The sequence below is a fragment of the Streptomyces sp. B1866 genome (genome assembly GCF_031932565.1).
Lineage (GTDB): Bacteria > Actinomycetota > Actinomycetes > Streptomycetales > Streptomycetaceae > Streptomyces.
In genome coordinates, this window is sequence record NZ_JAVSCF010000014.1 from 22,483 (window position 1) to 39,741 (window position 17,259).

Genomic DNA, 17,259 nt, shown 5'->3' on the forward strand with positions numbered 1-17,259 from the left:
GAGCGTCAGGTCGCCGGGGCGGCGGCCCGGCGGGGGCGGGAGACGGCGGCCGTGCCGAGGCCGCCGAGGGCCAGCAGCAGGTGGACGAGGTTGTTGGTGAGGTTGTCGGCGAGCAGGAAGGGCTCGGTGGCCGCCAGGGTCACGGTGACGGCCAGATAGCCCGCGCCGAGGCCGGCGGCGTGCATCCAGGCGTTCGGCGTTCCGCTGAGCACCAGGGCCACGGTGCCGATGGCGAGGGCGACGGCGTCGTGCCAGCCGTTGGTCACGAACACGCCGCACAGCGTGTCGTGGTTGGCCGGGTCGCGCAGCGCGCGCGTGCCGACCGCGAAGCTGCGGTTGACGAAGAACCCGGCCAGTCCCCACAGGGCCACCAGCGCGCCGCTGGCCAGCAGGTACCACTGGGCGGGCGTGCGGCTGGTCCGCGGGGCGGCCGCCTGGGGGCGCGCGGGGGTCGTCACACCGTCCTCCTCGTCGGTCGTGGCGCCCCGGTCCGCGGTGCGCTCGTACCGCTACAGATCCGGCCCGGTCCGGCCCGGATACAGGGCCGGGGCGGCGGCGCCGGGCGGCGGCTCCGGGGCCGTGCCGGTGAGCGCGGCGGCGACGATCGGGGCCAGCCAGCGGGCCAGCCCGTCGGGGGCGCGGCGCTGGAGGTAGAGCATGGCGAAGACGGGGCCGGTGACCAGGGCGTGCACCAGGCCGACGTCGGGCGCGGGGGCCAGTTCGCCGCGGGCGACCGCGCGGTCGAGGAGCGCGGCGATGCCGGCCTGCTCGCGGACGACGAACGCCTCGTGGAACCGGTCGGCGAGGGCCGCGGAGGAGCCCACGTCGGCGAGCAGCCCGAGGACCGCGGCCCCGGCGGCGGGCGAGGTGAGGCGGCCGACGATCTCCTCGACGAGGGCGGTGAGGTCCCCGAGCAGGTCTCCGGTGTCGGGCGGCGGGGCCAGGCTGCGGCCGTGCACGGCGGCGGCGAAGACCATCTCCTGCTTGGTCGCGTACCGCCGGTAGATGGCCGCCTTCCCGATGCCCGCCAGCTCCGCCACGGCGTCCACGGTGAGCCCCGCGTACCCGCTGCCGGCCAGCAGCTTCCGGGTCGCGTCGAGGATGGCCTCGTCCACCCGGCCGTCTCTGGGTCGTCCCATCCCCCCATGATACGCTACCGACAGTTCCGGAACTGACAGTTTCGCGAAAGGGGGGCCGTCATGAGCCTCTGGGCGGGCCGGAGCCTGATCCTTCTCAGCGTCGCGCACCTGGTCGGCATGGGCGCGCAGAACACGGCATCTCTCGACGAGTGGTTCGGCGGCGGCCTGTGGGGGCTGTCCCGGCAGGAGTTCGTCCACCCCGACGGCGCGGCGGGCGCGTTCTGGCTCGTCGTCGCGAGCTTCGCGGTGCCGCTGCTGCTGCTCGGCGCCCTCGTCACGCACCTGGCCCGGCGGGGCGTCGTGGTGCCCCAGTCCATCGGCTGGGGGCTTGCGGCGTGGTGCGCCGCGGGGGCGGCGATCCTGGAGCCGGCTCCGCTGCTGCTCGGGCTGGTGCCCGCGGCCCTGCTGATCCGCGACGCGCGCCGCGCCCCGGCGCCGGCCGCCGCTGCCGCGCCGCGGGTGCGGCAGCGGATCTGAAACCACGAAAAGCCTGAAACCACGAAGGGCCTGAAGACACGAAGGGTCTGAAGGCACGAAGCGTCTGAAGGCACGAAGCGTCTGAAGGCACGAAGCGTCTGAAGGCACGAAGCGTCTGAAGGCACGAAACGGCCGGCCGCGCGGGCTGACGGGGGTGCGCGCGGCCGGCCGTCGCACGGCCCGCGGGCCGTGCGGGAGTGGGCGGGGGCGGCCGGCCGCCCCCGCCCGCGCCTCAGTGGCTCACCTGGTCCGCGGCCTTCCGGCGCGCCGTCTCCTCCGGGGCGCCCGGCGCCGCCACGGCCCCGCGCCGGGGCAGGATGGCCACGGCCANGCGCCTCAGTGGCTCACCTGGTCCGCGGCCTTCCGGCGCGCCGTCTCCTCCGGGGCGCCCGGCGCCGCCACGGCCCCGCGCCGGGGCAGGATGGCCACGGCCAGCAGCAGCCCGAGCAGCGCGACGCCGGCGCTCACCAGCATCGCCGCCCGCAGCGCCTCGGTGAAGGCCTCCGACGCGGCGGCCAGCAGCCGGTCGCCCGCGCCGCCGAGCCGTCCGGCGACGGCCGTCGCGCCGCCGATCGAGTCCCGGGCCAGGCCGTCCGCCCCCGGCGGCAGCGGCCCCAGGTCGGGCAGGGAGCCGCGGTAGGAGGTGGCCAGCACGCTGCCGCCCACCGCGATGCCCAGCGCGCCGCCCACCTGCACCGAGCAGTCGGTGACCGCCGAACCGGCGCCCGCCTGGTCGGCCGGGGTCGCCCCCAGGATGGCGTTGGCGCACGGCGGCATCGCCAGTCCCATGCCGACGCCCAGGACCGCGAGCGCCGACAGGGCCAGGCCCTCCGAGGAGGCGTCGGCGGCGGCCAGCATGCCCATCCCGGCGGCCAGCACCAGCATGCCGAGCGCGACCGTGCGCCGGACGCCGACCCGTTCCACCAGCTGCACCCCGATCGGCGCCGCCACGATCAGCGTGCAGCTCGGCAGGAGCCGCAGGCCCGCGCCGATGGGGTCGTGGCCCAGCACGTACTGGAGGTACTGGGTGACCACGAACAGCATGCTGAACAGGCAGAAGTTGATGCACACCACCACGGCGGCGCCGCCCGAGAACGACACGTCGCGGAACAGCGACGCGTCGATCAGCGGATGCGCGGTGCGCCGCTCCCAGGCCAGGAACGCGACGGCCAGCGCCGCGCCCGCGGCGAACAGCGACAGGGTGGTGGCCGACCCCCAGCCCTCGCGCGGCGCCTCGATGATCCCGTAGATCAGCACGCCCAGGGTCGCCACCGACAGCGCGGCGCCGACCAGGTCGAGCCTGCCGCCGCGCAGCGCGCGCGACTCGGGGATCAGCAGGAAGCCGCAGACCAGGGCGAGCACCACCACCGGCACGTTGACCAGGAACACCGAGCCCCACCAGAAGTGGTCCAGGAGCACGCCGCCGATCACCGGCCCCAGCGGGATGCCGATGGCGCTGGACCCGGCCCACAGGCCGACGGCCTTGGCCTGCTCCTCGGCGGGGAAGACGTCCTTGATGATCGACAGCGTGGCCGGCATGATCAGCGCCCCGCCGACGCCCATCCCGGCGCGGGCCGCGATCAGGGACTCGATGTCCGGCGCGAACGCCGCGGCGAGCGAGAAGGCCAGGAAGACCAGCAGGCCGAGCGACAGCATCCGCTTGCGGCCGTACCGGTCACCGAGGCCGCCGCCGAGCAGGAGCAGCCCGCCGAACGGCAGCGTGTACGCGTCGATGGTCCACTGCAGGTCGCGGCCGGAGGCGCCGAGGTCCTGCTGGATGCTCGGCAGCGCGAGGTTGAGGATCAGGTTGTCGAGCCCGATCACGATGATACTGAGACACAGGATGGCCAGGATCTGCCAGCGGCGCCTGTGTGCGGTTGCCCGGTCCACTTCTCGTACGCTCCCTTGCGTTTCAGGACACCCCGGCCCGGTCGCGGCCGAGGAACTCCGGGATCGGGAAGGTCGGCGCGCCGTACATGCGCGTGATCACCGGGGTCGGGGTGACGACGAGTCCGGCGTGCCGCATGAAGGCCGGCCTGAGCTGCTGCATGCCGTGCAGCCTGCGCGAGACCCGCAGGACGTGGCGGACCCGCCGGAAGCGGTCCCGCTCGAACCGGCGCAGCGCCGCCACCGGGTCGGAGTGGCCCTCCAGCCGGCGGGTGAGGACGGCCGCGTCCTCCATGGCGATGCACGCGCCCTGGCCCGCGGTGGGCAGGAACGGGTGCGCCGCGTCGCCGAGCAGGGTCACCCGCCCCGCCCCCCAGTCCGGGTCGGCCGGGCGGTCGCGGGCCTCGTCCCGGTGCATGGACACCGCGGGCGTGGCCTCCACCATGCCGCGGATCGCCTCGTGCCACCCGTCGAGCCGCGGCCGGTCGCGGTTCGGGTCCAGCAGGAACCAGTACGTCCGGCCGTTCGGCAGCGGGAACATGCCCGACGAGCCGGTGGGGCCGAAGTACACCTCGGCCTCGGTCTGCGACGGCGTCAGCAGCCGCGGCACCACGCCCTGCCAGCCCAGCAGGCGGCGGCTTTCGGGCTCCGGCCGGCCGGGCGGCGCGATGGCCGCGCGGACCCGCGACCCGGCGCCGTCCGCGCCGATCACCACGTCGGCGTGCAGCACCTCGCCGTCGGCGAGCGTGACGGTGCCGTCCGGCGACGCGTCGGTCACCTCCGCCCCGTACCGCACCTCGGTGCCCGCCTGCGAGGCCAGGGCCTCCAGCAGCTCGATGCGGGTGACCGCGTAGCCGGGCTCGCCGTACTGCCGCACCAGGGTGCTGGTGAGGTCGATGTCGGCCACCAGCCGGCCGGACCCCAGCCGGTAGCGCAGCCGGGTCATCGACTGGGACACCTCGCACACGGCCTTGTACATCGCCTCGCCGCCCACCTGCCGCAGGGCGAGGAAGGCGTTCGGCCACATCGTCAGGCCGAAGCCCTGGCGCATCTCGTGGGCGCGTTCGAGGACCGTGACCTCGGCTCCGCGCCGGGTCAGCATGCCGGCGAGGGTGAGTCCTCCCACGCCTCCGCCGGCGATGACGACCCGCAATCCGTTGATCATGTCAGCTCCCCACAGTCAGGGCGTAGTCGTGGATGTCGGCCCAGATCAGCACCGGGCGGGCCATCGGCGCCGGCTTGCCCGGCTGCCGCGGCAGCACCCGGCGGCGGGCGGCGTACGGCACCCCGTCCGCCGTCCGGTACGCGTCGGTCAGGTGGCAGGCGCGGGCCCAGTTCCCGAAGACCTCGGCGGTGTAGTCGTGTTCGCGCACCAGGCCGGTCGCCGGGTCGAGCCGGAACCGCTGCTCGGGGCTGTGGGTGGCCAGGTGCCCGGGGAACCGGGCGAGGAGCGCGTGCGGGCCCTCGGCGCGCCACTCCATGTCGTCGCGCAGCAGCAGCGCGGGGAAAGCGAAGTAGTTCCACAGCGCGTAGCCGAGGAAGTACGTCATGTCCAGCGCGTCCCAGCGCACCGCCCGGCGCCCGCCGGGGAAGGCCGCGCGGGCGTCCGCGCGCCGCTCGGCCACCACGCCGTCCCGCTCCAGGCGCACCTCGTGGCCTTCCAGCACGCCGTCGAAGGGGCCGTCCCAGTCGTGCAGGCGGATGTGCTGCCGGGCCACCTCCAGCGTGACCCGCAGCCCGTGCCGGGTCCCGGCGCGGCCCCGCTTCCAGCGGAAGAGCGGCCCGCCGCAGGAGAGTTCGACCTCCACCCGCTCGGCCCGGCGCCAGCGCTCGGCGCCGCCGAACGCCTCCAGGGTGCGCGAGACCAGCCGCTCGTCGTCCACGGTCCGGGTGGCGGTCATCGCGCCGCCTCCCTGGAGTGGGCGGCGATCCGCCGCGGGGCGGTGGCCAGCGTCCCGGCCAGCGCGGCGAACCACGCCAGATGGCCCAGCGGGCCGGTGCCGATCCGCGGTACGACGCCGAACTGGAGCATCATGCCCAGCGCGTCGATCTCCTGCCAGCTCTCCACGATGCGGCCGTCCTCGATGCGGCAGATCACCGTCTGGGTCATCACGAACGGCCGCCCGGTGGCCGGCAGCCCCCGGTAGGCGTTCAGGTGGGTGCCGGTCATCCGGACCCGGCAGGCGACCCGGTCGTCGACCGGGACCAGGTCCTGGATCTCGGCGCGGGCGTCCGGGAAGCCGGTCAGGATACGGCCCAGGAAGCGGGCGTATCCGGCCGGGCCGTGCAGCGGCTCCGGTTCGGCGTGCGGCGGCGAGTGGCCGACGTAGTCCGCGTGGAAGACCTCCTCGCACACGGCGGTGTCCTGCTGGTTGACGCACTCGTCGATCCAGCGGCGCAGCGGCAGGGTGTTCGCCTCCCGCTGCTCCTCGGTCGCCTCGCCGGTGCCGCTCAGGGCGCCGGGGAAGGGCGGGACGTGCTGCCGGGCGGTGCCGCGCCACGGCCACGGCTGGCGCTGCGGCACCCGGTGGTGGACCCTGCGGTGGGCGGTGGTGAGAGCCCAGCCGAGCGCCGAGGCGGGCGTGGAGCCCATCGGGGGCGCGCCGCCGAGGGTGAACAGCGTGCCGGCGGCGTCGATCTCCTGCCACGCCTCGGCGATCTTCGCGCCCGCCGTGCGGAAGACGACGGTCTGCGAGAACTCCACCGTCCGGCCGGTGGCCGGGACGCCCAGCCAGGGCCCGCGGTGGGTGCCGCGGTGCAGGAGCCGGGCCACCACCCGGTCGCCGTGGCCGAACAGGTCGGCCACCTCGGTCAGCAGGTCGGGGAAGGCCCGGTGCAGGCCGGTCAGGTGGTCGCGCAGCCCCTGCGGGCCGCGCGCCGCGGTGCCCAGGCACGGCGGCCCGTGCAGCGCGAAGTCGCCGGTGACCAGCCGGTCGGCCACGGTGAGGCGGCGTGCGTTGCCGCCCTCGTGGACCCAGGCCCACACCGCCTCAAGACCGGCGTCGGCGACGCGTGCCGCGGCGGGGGCGGTCATGCGCCGGCTCCGGTGACGGGGCAGCGGCCCGGGGCCGGCGCCGCGGCGGCGGCGGACCCGCCGGCCGCGGGGCGGGCGGGGGCGGCGGCCGCCCGCGGGGCTCGGCCGCGCGCGGTGACCATGGCGTAGACGCCGTGCTCCTGGCCGAGGGTCAGGCCGGGCCGGGGCACGACGGGGTGGCCGGGCGCCACCGACACCCGGATCCGCTGGGCGGCCATGGCCAGGACGAGCTTCATCTCCTGGAGCCCGAAGACGTCGCCGATGCACTTGCGCGGGCCGCCGGAGAACGGCCACCACGCGTAGCGGTGCGGGCCCTGTTCGCCGAGGGGGATCCAGCGGTCGGGGTCGAAGCCCTCCGGGTTGGGCCAGAAGCCGGGGTGCCGGTGGGTCACGTACGCCGACAGCAGGACCATCGAGCCCTTGGGGATCGCGTACCCGAGCACCGTGTCGTCCTCCAGCGGGGTGCGGGAGATCAGCGACACCGGGGGGTACAGCCGCAGGCACTCGCGCACCACCCGGTCCAGGTACGGCAGCCCGGGCAGGTCGTCCACGCCCGGCACGCGGCCGCCGAGGACCGCGTCCACCTCGGCCTCCAGCCGCCCGGCGACCTCGGGGTGCCGGGAGAGCAGGTACAGCGACCAGGTCAGGCCGGAGGCGACCGTCTCGTGGCCGCCGAACATGAAGGTCATCAGCTCGTTGCGGACCTGCTCGACCGTCATGCCGGTGCCGTCGTCCTCGGTGGCGGTCAGCAGCGCCTCCAGCAGGTCGTCCGGGTGCGGTCCGCGGTCGGCGCGCCGCTCGTCGATGACGCGGTAGATGATCTCGTCGAGCTGCTTCCTGGCCCGTACGAACCGCAGGTTGGCCGGGGTGGGCACGCTCTCCGGGATGCTGACGAGGGTGCCGAACTTGCGGTACGCCTCGCCGATGGCGACCTCGACGGCGTGCGCCATGACCTCGGAGTCGCGCCGCCAGTCGGCGCCGAACAGCGCGCCGCCGAGCACGCCCAGGGCCAGCCGGGTGATGTCGAGGGTGACGTCGACCTCGCGGTGCGCCGCCGCGGCGCCCTCCCAGCGGTCCAGCAGGTCGGCCGCGGCCTCGGTCATGCCGGTGCCGAAGCTGGTGATCAGCCGGCGGTGGAAGGCGGGCTGGCACAGCCTGCGCTGCCGCTTCCACAGCTCGCCCTCGCTGCAGATGAGCCCGTCGCCCACCAGCGCCCGCCAGCGGTCGCTGACGAACGGCGTCTTGGGGAAGTTGCGGTGCTTGTCCTGCAGGATCTCCTTGACGCCTTCCGGGTGGCTGACGAGGTACACCGGGAAGAGCGGTCCGATGCCCTCGAAGCGCACCACGTCGCCGTACTCCCGCCGGCCCTGTTGCAGGGTGTGCAGGATGTCGCGCTGGAAGGCGCGCGCGTTGCCGAGCACCGGCTCGCCGCGGGGGCCGGGGGCCTGCCGGGGCGTCGTCGTCACCATCACGAGGTCTCCTCGACCGGTCGGAGCCACATCCACATCGGGTCGCGCGGGCGCAGGGAGATCGCCGGCTCGGGCACGACGTGCTGGCCCTCCACCAGGTCGAGCCGGAAGCGCTGCGCGATCATGGCGATCACCAGGGGCATCTGGAGCATGGCGAACGAGTCGCCGATGCACTTGCGCGGACCCGCGCCGAACGGCAGGTACGCCATCCGGTGCCGGTCCGCGCTGCGGGCGGGGGTGAACCGCTCGGGCTCGAACCCCTCGGGGTTGTCCCAGAACTCCGGATGCCGGTGGGTCACGTACGGGCACACCACCACCCACCGGCCCGCGGGCACGTGGTAGCCGCCGATCGTGTCGTCCTGTGCGGCGCACCGCATGTAGACGAAGATCGGCGGGAACAGGCGCATGGCCTCCTGGACGACCATGGTGGTGTACGTGAGCTTCGGCAGGTCCTCGACGGTGGGCACCCGGCCCGCGAGCACCTCGTCCACCTCCGCCCGCAGCCGCCGCGCGCTCTCGGGGTTGAGCGACAGCAGGTACCAGGTCCAGGTCAGGGCGGTGGAGACCGTCTCGTGGCCGGCCACGAAGAAGCCGCTCACCTCGTCCCTGATCTGCGCGTCGGTGAACGCCTCGCCCGTCTCGGGGTCGGTGGCGCCCAGCAGCATGCCGACCAGGTCGTCGGAGCCGCCCGTCCGGCGCCGCTCGGTGATCATGGGGTGGAGCACCGAGTTGACCGTGCCGAGCGCGTCGAGGAACCGCCGCCGCCCCTGGGAGGGCACGCGCAGCGGGTCGACCGGGGAGGTCATGCGCCGGTGGGTGAAGGCCAGCGCCCGCTGCACGGCGGGCTCGATCCGGGTGATCGCCTCGGTGAGGTCGGTCTTGAACAGCGCCCGCGCCAGGTTGGCCAGGCTCAGGTGCATCATCTCCGACTTCACGTCCACCGGGCCCGCGTCGCGGCCGCGCCGCTGCCAGCCGTCGAGCAGTTCGGCGGTGGTCGCGGTGAACGTCTCGCCGAACCGGCGCAGCGCGTCGCGGTGGAAGGCGGGCTGGGTGAGCCGCCGCGAGCGCAGCCAGGACGCGCCCTCGGCGGCGACCAGGCCGTCGCCGACGATGGTGCTCAGGCAGCCCTGCACCTTGCGGGGCCGCGGGTAGTGCTTGTGCTGGTCGCGCAGCACGTGCTGCACGTAGTCCGGGTGGGCCAGCAGCTGGATGCGCAGCGGGCCGCGGAAGTTCACGATGTCGCCGTGGTGGCGGAACGCGTCCATGAACGCGGACACGTTGTCCCGCTGGATCTCCCGGATGCTGCCGAGCACGGGGTGTCCCCGCGGGCCGGGGGGCACGAGAGCGGTCGTCATGTGGGGGCCTTTCGCGTGGTCTGGGGCGCCCGGCCGCGGGCGCCCGGCCGCCGGGGTCACAGCGCGAGCTGCGGAACGTCGTCGGGTTTGAAGGTCGGTACGTCGAGTCCGGTGCCGAGGTGGCCGAGGACCTGCCGGGCGGTGTTCATGCCGGAGAGGATCACGCGGAAGGACGCGGGTCCCTCCTCGGTCCAGTGGCCGGAGAGGAAGAGCCCGGGCACGGGCGTGTCGTGCGGCAGCCGCTTGCCGCCGATCTGGTGCGGGCCCATCGCCCAGCCGTACGTGGCACCCTCGTGGTTGCGGGTGTACCGCTGGATGGTCTGCGGGGTGCCGGCCTGCACAAACGTCAGGTGCTTGCGCAGGTCCGGGATCACGGTCTCGAACTCGCCGAGCAGGCTGTCGGCGAAGGCGTCCTTGCGCTCGTGCCAGGACTGTCCGTCGGGCAGCCGCCAGGGCGCCACGGCGGTGGCGATGAGCAGGTGCTCGCCGGGCGGCGCGAGGCCCGGGTCGAGCATGGTCATGATCGACAGCGACATGCCGCCCGGCCGGCCGGCCAGCAGGTCACGCCAGGTGTCCTCGTGGTCCCAGTGCCGGTAGACGAACGTCTCGTGGGCCGGCTGCTGGGCGAGGACGTCCTGGGTGGTCGCCGCGTACACCACGCAGGCCGACATCGACGGCCGCAGCCTGCGCAGCCGCCGCGCGTACGCCCCGGGCAGGTGCTCGGCGCCCACCAGCTCCTCGAAGGTGTGCCGGGCGTCGGCGTTGGAGACCACCACCGGCGCGGTGCACACCTCCCCCGCCGCCGTCCGCACCCCGGCGACCCGGCCGTCGGGGTGCAGCAGGATCCTCTCCACCGGCGTGCCGGTGGCCACCTGCCCGCCGCCGCGCCGTACGGCGGTGACGAAGGCGTCCACCAGCTTCTGGAAGCTGCCCCGGCAGTACGAGGGCCCGTCGATGAGCACGCCGATGAACTGGGAGTAGGCGAAGAACGACAGCTGCGAGGGCGGCGCGCCCATGTACGGCCACAGGGCCGAGCACATGGCCTTCAGCCGCGGGTCGCGCAGGTACTCGTCCATCACCTGCTGGAGCGTGGCCGTCCGGTACTTCATCAGGGTCGGCAGCAGCTCGGCGAGCTGCCCGAGCGCCGAGGGGTCCGTCACCCGCATCGGCGCCTGCGCGGTCTCCAGGAACATCTGGCGGCGCAGCTGGAAGAAGGCCCGGATCCCCTCGGCCTCACCGGGGAAGAGGCGGATGTGCGCCTCCATGAACTCCTCAAGCCCCGTGGGCGCGAACACGCTCCTGTCGGGGAACCGCGCCTCGTAGAGGTGGTCGATGACGGTCAGCTCGCACTGGTCCGCCACGCCCAGCCAGTCCAGCAGCCCCTGCACCATCTCGCCCTCGGCCAGCACGCGGATCGCCGAGTCGAAGGTCCGCCCGTCCCGCTGGAAGGCGTGCGCGAGGCCGCCGACGCCGTCGCTCTGCTCGCACACCAGGACCTTCAGCCCGGAGCGGGCCAGAATGGCGGCAGCGCTGACTCCTCCCAGGCCGCTGCCGACGACGATGACGTCCCACTCTCCCGCTTGCCCCACCTCTTGCACGACAAGGCCCTTCTCCCCGTGGATTCCGCACTGCCCAACAGATCCGGCGGACCGCGGGGCAGATACACCGGGGCGGCTGCGCATCCGGATCCCGCGACGGAGAATCTGTGGCGGAGGGATACGCGTCCGCGCGCGAGCGCGGAGCGGGGGCCGGCGCGCGCGGGCGCGCTCGGCGACGGGGAGGGGAATCATCGGTGGGACACCAGGACAACGCGGCGGAGCGCGACAGCGCGTCGGCGGTCGCGGCCTACTCGGCTCCCGTGCTGGCGGCGTACGACGCCCTCGTACTCGGCGCGGTCTCCCGGTTCGTCTGGCGCTGCCCGGCCGGGGACATGCTCGCGCTGTACGACCGGAACGTCTCCGCCCGGCACCTGGAGGTCGGCCCGGGCACCGGCTACTTCCTGGACCGCTGCCGGTTCCCGGACCCCGGCCCGCAGGTCACCCTGGTGGACCTGAGCCCGACGGTGCTGGCCACGGCGGGCCGGCGGATCGCCCGCTACCGCCCGGCGGCGCTGCGCCGCGACGTCCTGAAGCCGATGGACCTTCAGGGGCGGCGCTTCGACTCGGCGGCGCTGAACTACGTGCTGCACTGCCTGCCGTCGGGCGCGCCGGAGAAGTTCGCGGTCTTCGACCACCTGCTGCCGCACCTGGAGCCGGGGGCGCGGGTGTTCGGCGGCACGGTGCTGGCGCACGGGGTGCGGCACACGCCGCTGTCCCGGTTGCAGATGAACCTGCTGGTGCGGCAGGGGGTCCTCAACAACACCGAGGACTCCCTGGACCTGCTCGCGGAGGCGCTGCGCACCCGGTTCACCCGCCACCGCCTCGCGGTGCACGGCACGGTGGCGCTGTTCGAGGCGGTGGTCTAAGCGGGCTTACGAGCGGGCGCGGGCGACGCCGGTCCGGACGGGAGTGCGGCTCCCGCCCGGACCGGCGCCCGCCCGCCGGTCACGAGCCGGTGTGCGGGCAGGACAGGGGGGCGGCGGAGCCGGCCGGGTGGGCGGCCGGACGGGCGGCCGGGACCGCCGTGCCGCGCTCGCGCGCCCGCACCGTCACCATCACGTCCTTGACGGGGCGCAGCGAGATCACCGGGGAGCCGTACTGGAGGGAGTCCCCGGGGACGCGGCTGAGGCGGAACCGCTGGTTGATCATCGCGACGATGACCCGCAGTTCGAGCAGGGCCATGAAGTTGCCCACGCACTGCCGGGGTCCGGAGCCGAAGGGCAGGTACGCCATCCGCGGCCGCTCCTTGACGGCCTGCGGGGTGAAGCGGTACGGGTCGAAGGCCAGCGGGTTGTCCCAGTGGCGCGGGTTGTGGTGGGACACCAGCGGCGACAGCAGGATCGAGTCGCCGGCGTCGACGTCGTAGCCGCCCAGCTCGTCCGGCTCCACCGCGGCCCGGGGGAAGATCCAGATGGGCGGGTGCATGCGCAGGCTCTCGTCCACCACCATCTTGGTGTACGTCAGGGACTCGGCGGTGGCCGCGTCCGGCGGCGCGCCGCCCAGGACGGTGGCGATCTCCGCGTCCAGCTCCTCCTGGACGTGCGGGTGGTGGGCGACGGACAGCAGCGTCCAGCACAGCGCGACGGCGGTGGTCTCGTGGCCGGCCAGGTAGACCGTGAGGAGTTCGTCCTTGATCTGCTGGGCCGTCCAGGGCCTGCCGGTCTCCGGGTCGGCGGCCTGCTCCATGAGCCCGATCAGCGGCCCCTCGCCGGTCTGCGCGTACTGCCGGCGCACGTCGGCCACGACCCGGTCGAACGCCCGGTGGATGCGGGTGATCTTGCGTTTGCGCTCGGTGGGCACCCAGGACGGCAGCATCTCCGAGGGCACGCCGCGCCGGAACATCACCTCGACCACGTCGTCCACGATGGTCTTCAGCAGCGCGGTGGACGGGTTGATGTCGTAGGCGAACAGCGAGCGGCTGAGGGTGACCAGGGTCAGCTTCAGCATGTCGGTCATCAGGTCGACCGGCTCGCCGGCGGCGGCCTTGCGCTCCCAGCCCTCCAGCATCTCGTTCGTCGCCTGGACGAGGTTGGGGATGATGTCGGCGACGGCGTTCTTCAGGAACACCGGCTGCACGGCCCGGCGGTGGCCGCGCCAGAACTCGCCGTCCGTGGTCAGCAGGCCCTTGCCCATGACGACGCGGAACTGCTCGTACAGCGGGCCGCGCACGTAGTTGCCGTTGTTCTCCACCAGCACGCGCCGCACCGCCTCGGGCTCGGTGACCTGGTGCACGGTGAACGGGCCGAGCTGCATGCGCACGATCTCGCCGTAGTCGCGCTGCAGGCCGAGCAGGAACTCGGCGGTGTTGCGCTTCCAGGGGCCCAGGCTGCCCAGCAGCGGAGCGCCCTTGGGACCGGGCGCGCGGTTCTTCGCGCGGGTCGCGGTGGTCATCGGTGGTCTCCTTGCTGTGGCCGCCCCGGGGCCCGCGGGACCGGGAACTGGCGGCGCACGAATAGGTTGTCGAAGATGACGTCCGGGGCCAGCCTGCGGAAGGCGATCGTGCTGCGGGCGAGGAACCCGACGGTGTAGCGGGAGCGGGGGCGGGGCGCGCGCAGCGCCTTCGCCACCACCGCGGCCACGTCGTCGGCCTGGATGGCGAAGGTGCCGGCCAGGGTCCGGCGGCCGCCGGTGTAGATCGCGTCGAAGTAGTCGGCCAGCTGCCGGTGGAAGGCGCCGTACGGCCCGTCGTCCCCACCTTGCGCGCCCGTACGGTCCGTACCTCCCGAGCCGCCGTCGCCGAGCTGGCCGGCGAACTTGGCGCCGAACTCGGTGGTGCGCACCGGGCCCGGCTCGACGAGCACCACGCGCACGCCGAACGGGGCGGCCTCCAGGCGCAGCGCGTCGCTGAGGGCCTCCACGGCGTGCTTGGTGGCGTGGTAGAAGCCGCCTCCGGGCACGGCGTACCGGCCGAAGATGGACGAGACGTTGACGACGGTGCCCGCGCCGCGGGCGCGCATCGCGGGCAGCACGAGCTGGGTCAGCCGCACCAGGCCGAAGACGTTGGTCTCGAACTGGGCGCGCACCGCCTCCGGGCTCGCGCTCTCCACGGCGCCCGACAGGGCGTAGCCCGCGCTGTTGACCAGCGCGCCGACCGCGCCGTGCTCGGCCTCCACCTTGGCGACGGCGGTCGCCATGCTGTCCTCGTCGGTGACGTCGAGCTGGAGCGTGCGGATGCCCGCCGCCGCGAGGTCCCGCAGCGTCTCGGGCCGCCGGGCGGTGGCGTACACGGCGCGGCCGGCCCCGTGCAGGCGCAGTGCGGTGGCCCGGCCGATCCCCGAGGAGCAGCCGGTGATCAGCACCGGGGTGCCGGCCCCGGAGTCCGGGGCCGGCGTGGTGCGGCGGGTCACGCCTCGGGCGCGTCGAACGCGCCGAGCTGCGTGGCGAGGTCGTAGCTGTCCAGCGCGAACCAGCTCTCGACGATCTTGCCGTCCTCGTTGAAGTCGTCGATGACGATGCCGGAGATCTCGATCTTCCGGCCGCGGGCCGGGATCAGGCCGCCGTAGGGCTCCCCGGTGTGGGTGCCGCGCGCGGTGAACCGGCTGACGACCTTGTCGCCCTCGATGATCCAGTCGTCCACGGTGACGTGCAGGTCGGGGAAGGACGCGAGCTGGAGGCGCACCCACTCCTTCAGGTGCTCCACGCCGTCGTAGCCGTTGGGCGCGGTGCCGTGGCTGATGTGGTCCTTGATCGCCTTGTCGTAGACAGCGTCCAGATTGCCCTTGTTCAGGCACTCCTCGTAGTAGTGCTCCAGCGTGGCCTTGTTCTGCTCGCGGGTGGCCATGTCGTTCCTCCGTTGATCGTCATGTGGTCGTACGGGATGTGTTGCTGGTGGTACTGCTTTCCGCCGGTCAACCGATCGGCCGGCCGGCGGAGCCTTCGGGCGGGCCGGTGAGGCCCGATACCGTCGCCACCGGCTCCGCGGAGCCGGCGTTCGTCACCCGCCACACGCCGAGCGCGGGATCGCCCTCGACCCGGACCGGGCCGGCCGCGGCGGCGTGCAGCGCGATCCGCCCTATGACCAGCGGGTCGACGGTGACCGACAGCCGGTCGCCCTGCATGGCGCACCGGCGCACCACGTTCTCCAGGGCGGCGAGCGGCAGGGCCGTACGGGGCACCTGCGGGGTCGCCCACAGGTCGTTGGGCTCACAGGGCCGCACCTCGACGACCGGCCGCCCGTCGGGGCCGGTGGTCCAGGTCGCCATCGGCACCACGGCGGACCGCCAGTGCAGGAACGGCGGGCCGGAGCGCAGCGTGGTGCTCTGGGCGACGGCGGGGCGCGGCGGCGCGGGGCTGCGGCCCTGGCCGGTCTCGTACACCAGGCGCAGGCTCGCCCGCGGGCCGCCGCCGCCGTCTTCCGCGCGCCGGTAGGTCACGTGCACCACCCAGTCGCGGCCCTGGTAGCCGCCGCGCACCTCGCGCAGCAGGTCCAGGCGCGGGCCGTCCAGGCGCAGCAGCGACAGCGGCACCACGACGTCCTCCAGGCAGCTCAGGCGCAGCGCGGGGAAGTCCTCGGGGACGATCCACTCGGCGGCCCGTACCGCGTTCTCCAGCAGCAGGCCGACCGGCAGCGCGTCGGCGCCGTCGATCTGGAAGTCGCCGAGCACCGGCGCCCAGTCGCGGTGCACGGCGTACCGCGCCGCCAGGCGGACGTGCGGGGTGAACTCGGTGACCTGCCCCAGGTGGAAGATCCGCGGGTACGCCGAGGCGAAGCCGGGCAGCGCCGGGACCACCGGGTAGCCGGTGGCCTGCCCCGGGTCGACGGCCCGGCCCAGCGGTCCGACGAAGGTGACCTCGCCGACCGAGGGCGCGAGCAGTTCGGCCTCCCAGCGCCGCAGGCCGTCGGCCACGTCGATCGCGGCCATGTAGCGCAGGGTGGCCGAGAAGTTGGCGATCAGGCCGATACGGTCCCAGGTGGGCCAGGCCAGGGTCATCACCGGGAAGCCGGCCCGGCGGGCGGCCCAGTTGCCCAGGCGCGCCAGGCCGTCGTTGGCCGCGGCGTACTCCAGCTGGCCGACCATGCCGCCCAGCCGCCCGGTGAGGGAGCCGACGTTGCAGAAGAATGCCAGGTCCAGTTCCCGCACCTCGGCGAAGAGGCTGAGGAAGCCGTCGATCTTGACCTCGACGGTGCGCAGGATCTCCTCGTCGGTCTTCTTCGGCAGCCGGGCCGCGGTGTCCACGCCCGCGTTGTGCACCACGCCGGCGAGCGTGCCGCGCTCGCGGGCGATCAGCTCGCGCACCTGGGCGGGGTCGGTGAAGTCGCAGCGCGCGTACTCCACCGCCAGGCCCTGCCGGCGCGCCGCGGTGACGTTGCCGGCCAGCTCCCACAGGCGGCGGGTGCGGGCCAGGTCGCGGCGGACGTCCGCCGGCGACCGACCGCCGCGGCCGGCCCACGCCTGCTTCTCGTAGGCGCGCCAGCCGGCCTCGTCGGCGCCGAACCACGGCTCGTCGCCGACGGGGAACGCCTCCCGGCCGGTGACCACGACCCGTACGCCGTGCCGTTCGGCGAGCGTACGGGCCAGCTCCCAGCCGATGCCGCGGCCGCCGCCGGAGACCAGCACGGTGTCGCCCGGGCCCAGGGCGGCGGTGGGCGGGCCGACGGGCTCCGCGACGGGCGTCAGCGTCAGCCGCCGCCCGTCGCGGTAGCCGACCTCGATCTCCCCGGGGCGGCCCAGCTCGGCGGCCAGGATGCCGGGCAGGTCCGCGCGGGCGGCCGGGTCGATGTCGACCACGCGCGCGTTGCAGTTGGGGAACTCCCGGTGCAGCGTCTTGGCCAGGCCCGCCCAGATGCCGCCGAGCGGCTGCTCCAGCCGGTCGGCGGGGTGCTGGCCCATGCCGCCGCCCAGGTAGGTGACGGCCAGGTAGTACAGCCGGTCGGCGGCGGTCTCGGCCGCCCAGTCGTCGTACACGCCGCGCAGCGCGGTGACGGTCTCGGTCAGCGCCGCCCGCCAGGTGCCGGCCGTACGCCCGTCGAACGGGCGGCCCGCGCCGGGCCCGGCGGTCAGGTCCACCACGGCGTCCACCGGGCCCAGGGCCTCGGGGCCGCGGCGCACCTGCGCGCCGTGGCCCTTCAGCTCCCGCTCCACGGCGGCGGCGGTCTCCTCGTCGCCGCCCAGCAGCAGCACCCGTAAGGACGCGAGCCGGGCGGGCGGCGGCGCGGCCGGGGGCAGCTCGGTCAGCCGCCACACCATGCGGCTCACCGGCTGCACCGGCGCGTCCTCCGGCACCGGTGCCTCGGCGGGCGGCCGGGGCCAGGCCCGCGGCAGCGGCGGGGTCAGCGCAGACGGCACGGTCATCTCCTTC

15 protein-coding genes are annotated in these 17,259 nt (G+C 74.5%); 2 read left to right on the forward strand and 13 right to left on the reverse strand.

Annotated elements, in window-relative coordinates; genetic code table 11:
• Window positions 1–5 precede the first annotated feature (5 nt).
• Both RKE29_RS04355 and RKE29_RS04360 read right to left on the reverse strand, forming a co-directional pair.
• Entirely contained in the window at window positions 6–458 is a 453-nt protein-coding gene (locus tag RKE29_RS04355) for a DUF4383 domain-containing protein (protein WP_312003673.1), read from the reverse strand.
• Between the two features lie 51 nt (window positions 459–509).
• Window positions 510–1,139: a TetR/AcrR family transcriptional regulator gene (locus tag RKE29_RS04360; protein WP_312003674.1), complete on the reverse strand. Its 630-nt coding sequence runs from the start codon at window positions 1,137–1,139 to the stop codon at window positions 510–512.
• 60 nt (window positions 1,140–1,199) lie between these two features.
• On the opposite strand from RKE29_RS04360, the gene RKE29_RS04365 reads away from it, so the two are divergent.
• Complete coding sequence (locus tag RKE29_RS04365; protein WP_312003675.1) at window positions 1,200–1,616, forward strand: DUF6463 family protein; 417 nt, start codon at window positions 1,200–1,202, stop codon at window positions 1,614–1,616.
• A gap of 336 nt (window positions 1,617–1,952) precedes the next feature.
• Here RKE29_RS04365 and RKE29_RS04370 read toward each other — a convergent pair whose 3' ends face one another.
• The 7 genes from RKE29_RS04370 to RKE29_RS04400 are packed head-to-tail and all read right to left on the reverse strand — an operon-like array spanning window position 1,953 to window position 10,950.
• A complete protein-coding gene (locus tag RKE29_RS04370; protein WP_312003676.1) occupies window positions 1,953–3,506 on the reverse strand; it encodes an MFS transporter in 1,554 nt (517 codons plus the stop codon).
• Between the two features lie 22 nt (window positions 3,507–3,528).
• Window positions 3,529–4,668 (reverse strand): NAD(P)/FAD-dependent oxidoreductase, encoded by a 1,140-nt coding sequence (locus tag RKE29_RS04375; RefSeq protein ID WP_312003677.1) that lies wholly within the window; start codon window positions 4,666–4,668, stop codon window positions 3,529–3,531.
• Window position 4,669: 1 nt separating this feature from the next.
• A complete protein-coding gene (locus RKE29_RS04380; protein ID WP_312003678.1) occupies window positions 4,670–5,404 on the reverse strand; it encodes a hypothetical protein in 735 nt (244 codons plus the stop codon).
• Window positions 5,401–6,537 carry an ester cyclase gene (locus tag RKE29_RS04385; protein ID WP_312003679.1) on the reverse strand — a complete coding sequence of 379 codons (1,137 nt, stop codon included), beginning with the start codon at window positions 6,535–6,537 and terminating at the stop codon, window positions 5,401–5,403. Before RKE29_RS04385 ends, RKE29_RS04380 begins: the two co-directional genes overlap by 4 nt.
• Entirely contained in the window at window positions 6,534–8,006 is a 1,473-nt protein-coding gene (locus RKE29_RS04390; RefSeq protein ID WP_312003680.1) for a cytochrome P450, read from the reverse strand. The genes RKE29_RS04385 and RKE29_RS04390 overlap by 4 nt, the downstream gene beginning before the upstream one ends.
• On the reverse strand, window positions 8,006–9,361 hold the full coding sequence (locus RKE29_RS04395) for a cytochrome P450 (protein ID WP_312003681.1): 1,356 nt from the start codon (window positions 9,359–9,361) through the stop codon (window positions 8,006–8,008). The genes RKE29_RS04390 and RKE29_RS04395 overlap by 1 nt, the downstream gene beginning before the upstream one ends.
• A 56-nt stretch (window positions 9,362–9,417) precedes the next feature.
• On the reverse strand, window positions 9,418–10,950 hold the full coding sequence (locus tag RKE29_RS04400; protein ID WP_312003682.1) for an NAD(P)/FAD-dependent oxidoreductase: 1,533 nt from the start codon (window positions 10,948–10,950) through the stop codon (window positions 9,418–9,420).
• A gap of 203 nt (window positions 10,951–11,153) precedes the next feature.
• On the opposite strand from RKE29_RS04400, the gene RKE29_RS04405 reads away from it, so the two are divergent.
• On the forward strand, window positions 11,154–11,825 hold the full coding sequence (locus RKE29_RS04405) for a class I SAM-dependent methyltransferase (protein ID WP_312003683.1): 672 nt from the start codon (window positions 11,154–11,156) through the stop codon (window positions 11,823–11,825).
• A 79-nt stretch (window positions 11,826–11,904) separates the two neighbouring features.
• Here the strand turns inward: RKE29_RS04405 and RKE29_RS04410 are convergent, their stop codons facing one another.
• The 4 genes from RKE29_RS04410 to RKE29_RS04425 all read right to left on the reverse strand — a co-directional run bounded on the left by RKE29_RS04410 (window position 11,905) and on the right by RKE29_RS04425 (window position 17,246).
• Window positions 11,905–13,350, reverse strand: a complete 1,446-nt coding sequence (locus tag RKE29_RS04410) for a cytochrome P450 (protein ID WP_312003684.1) — start codon at window positions 13,348–13,350, stop codon at window positions 11,905–11,907.
• Window positions 13,347–14,306: an SDR family NAD(P)-dependent oxidoreductase gene (locus tag RKE29_RS04415; protein ID WP_312003685.1), complete on the reverse strand. Its 960-nt coding sequence runs from the start codon at window positions 14,304–14,306 to the stop codon at window positions 13,347–13,349. Before RKE29_RS04415 ends, RKE29_RS04410 begins: the two co-directional genes overlap by 4 nt.
• On the reverse strand, window positions 14,303–14,740 hold the full coding sequence (locus RKE29_RS04420; protein ID WP_312003686.1) for an ester cyclase: 438 nt from the start codon (window positions 14,738–14,740) through the stop codon (window positions 14,303–14,305). The genes RKE29_RS04415 and RKE29_RS04420 overlap by 4 nt, the downstream gene beginning before the upstream one ends.
• 67 nt (window positions 14,741–14,807) lie before the next feature.
• Complete coding sequence (locus RKE29_RS04425; protein WP_312003687.1) at window positions 14,808–17,246, reverse strand: KR domain-containing protein; 2,439 nt, start codon at window positions 17,244–17,246, stop codon at window positions 14,808–14,810.
• Window positions 17,247–17,259 lie beyond the last annotated feature (13 nt).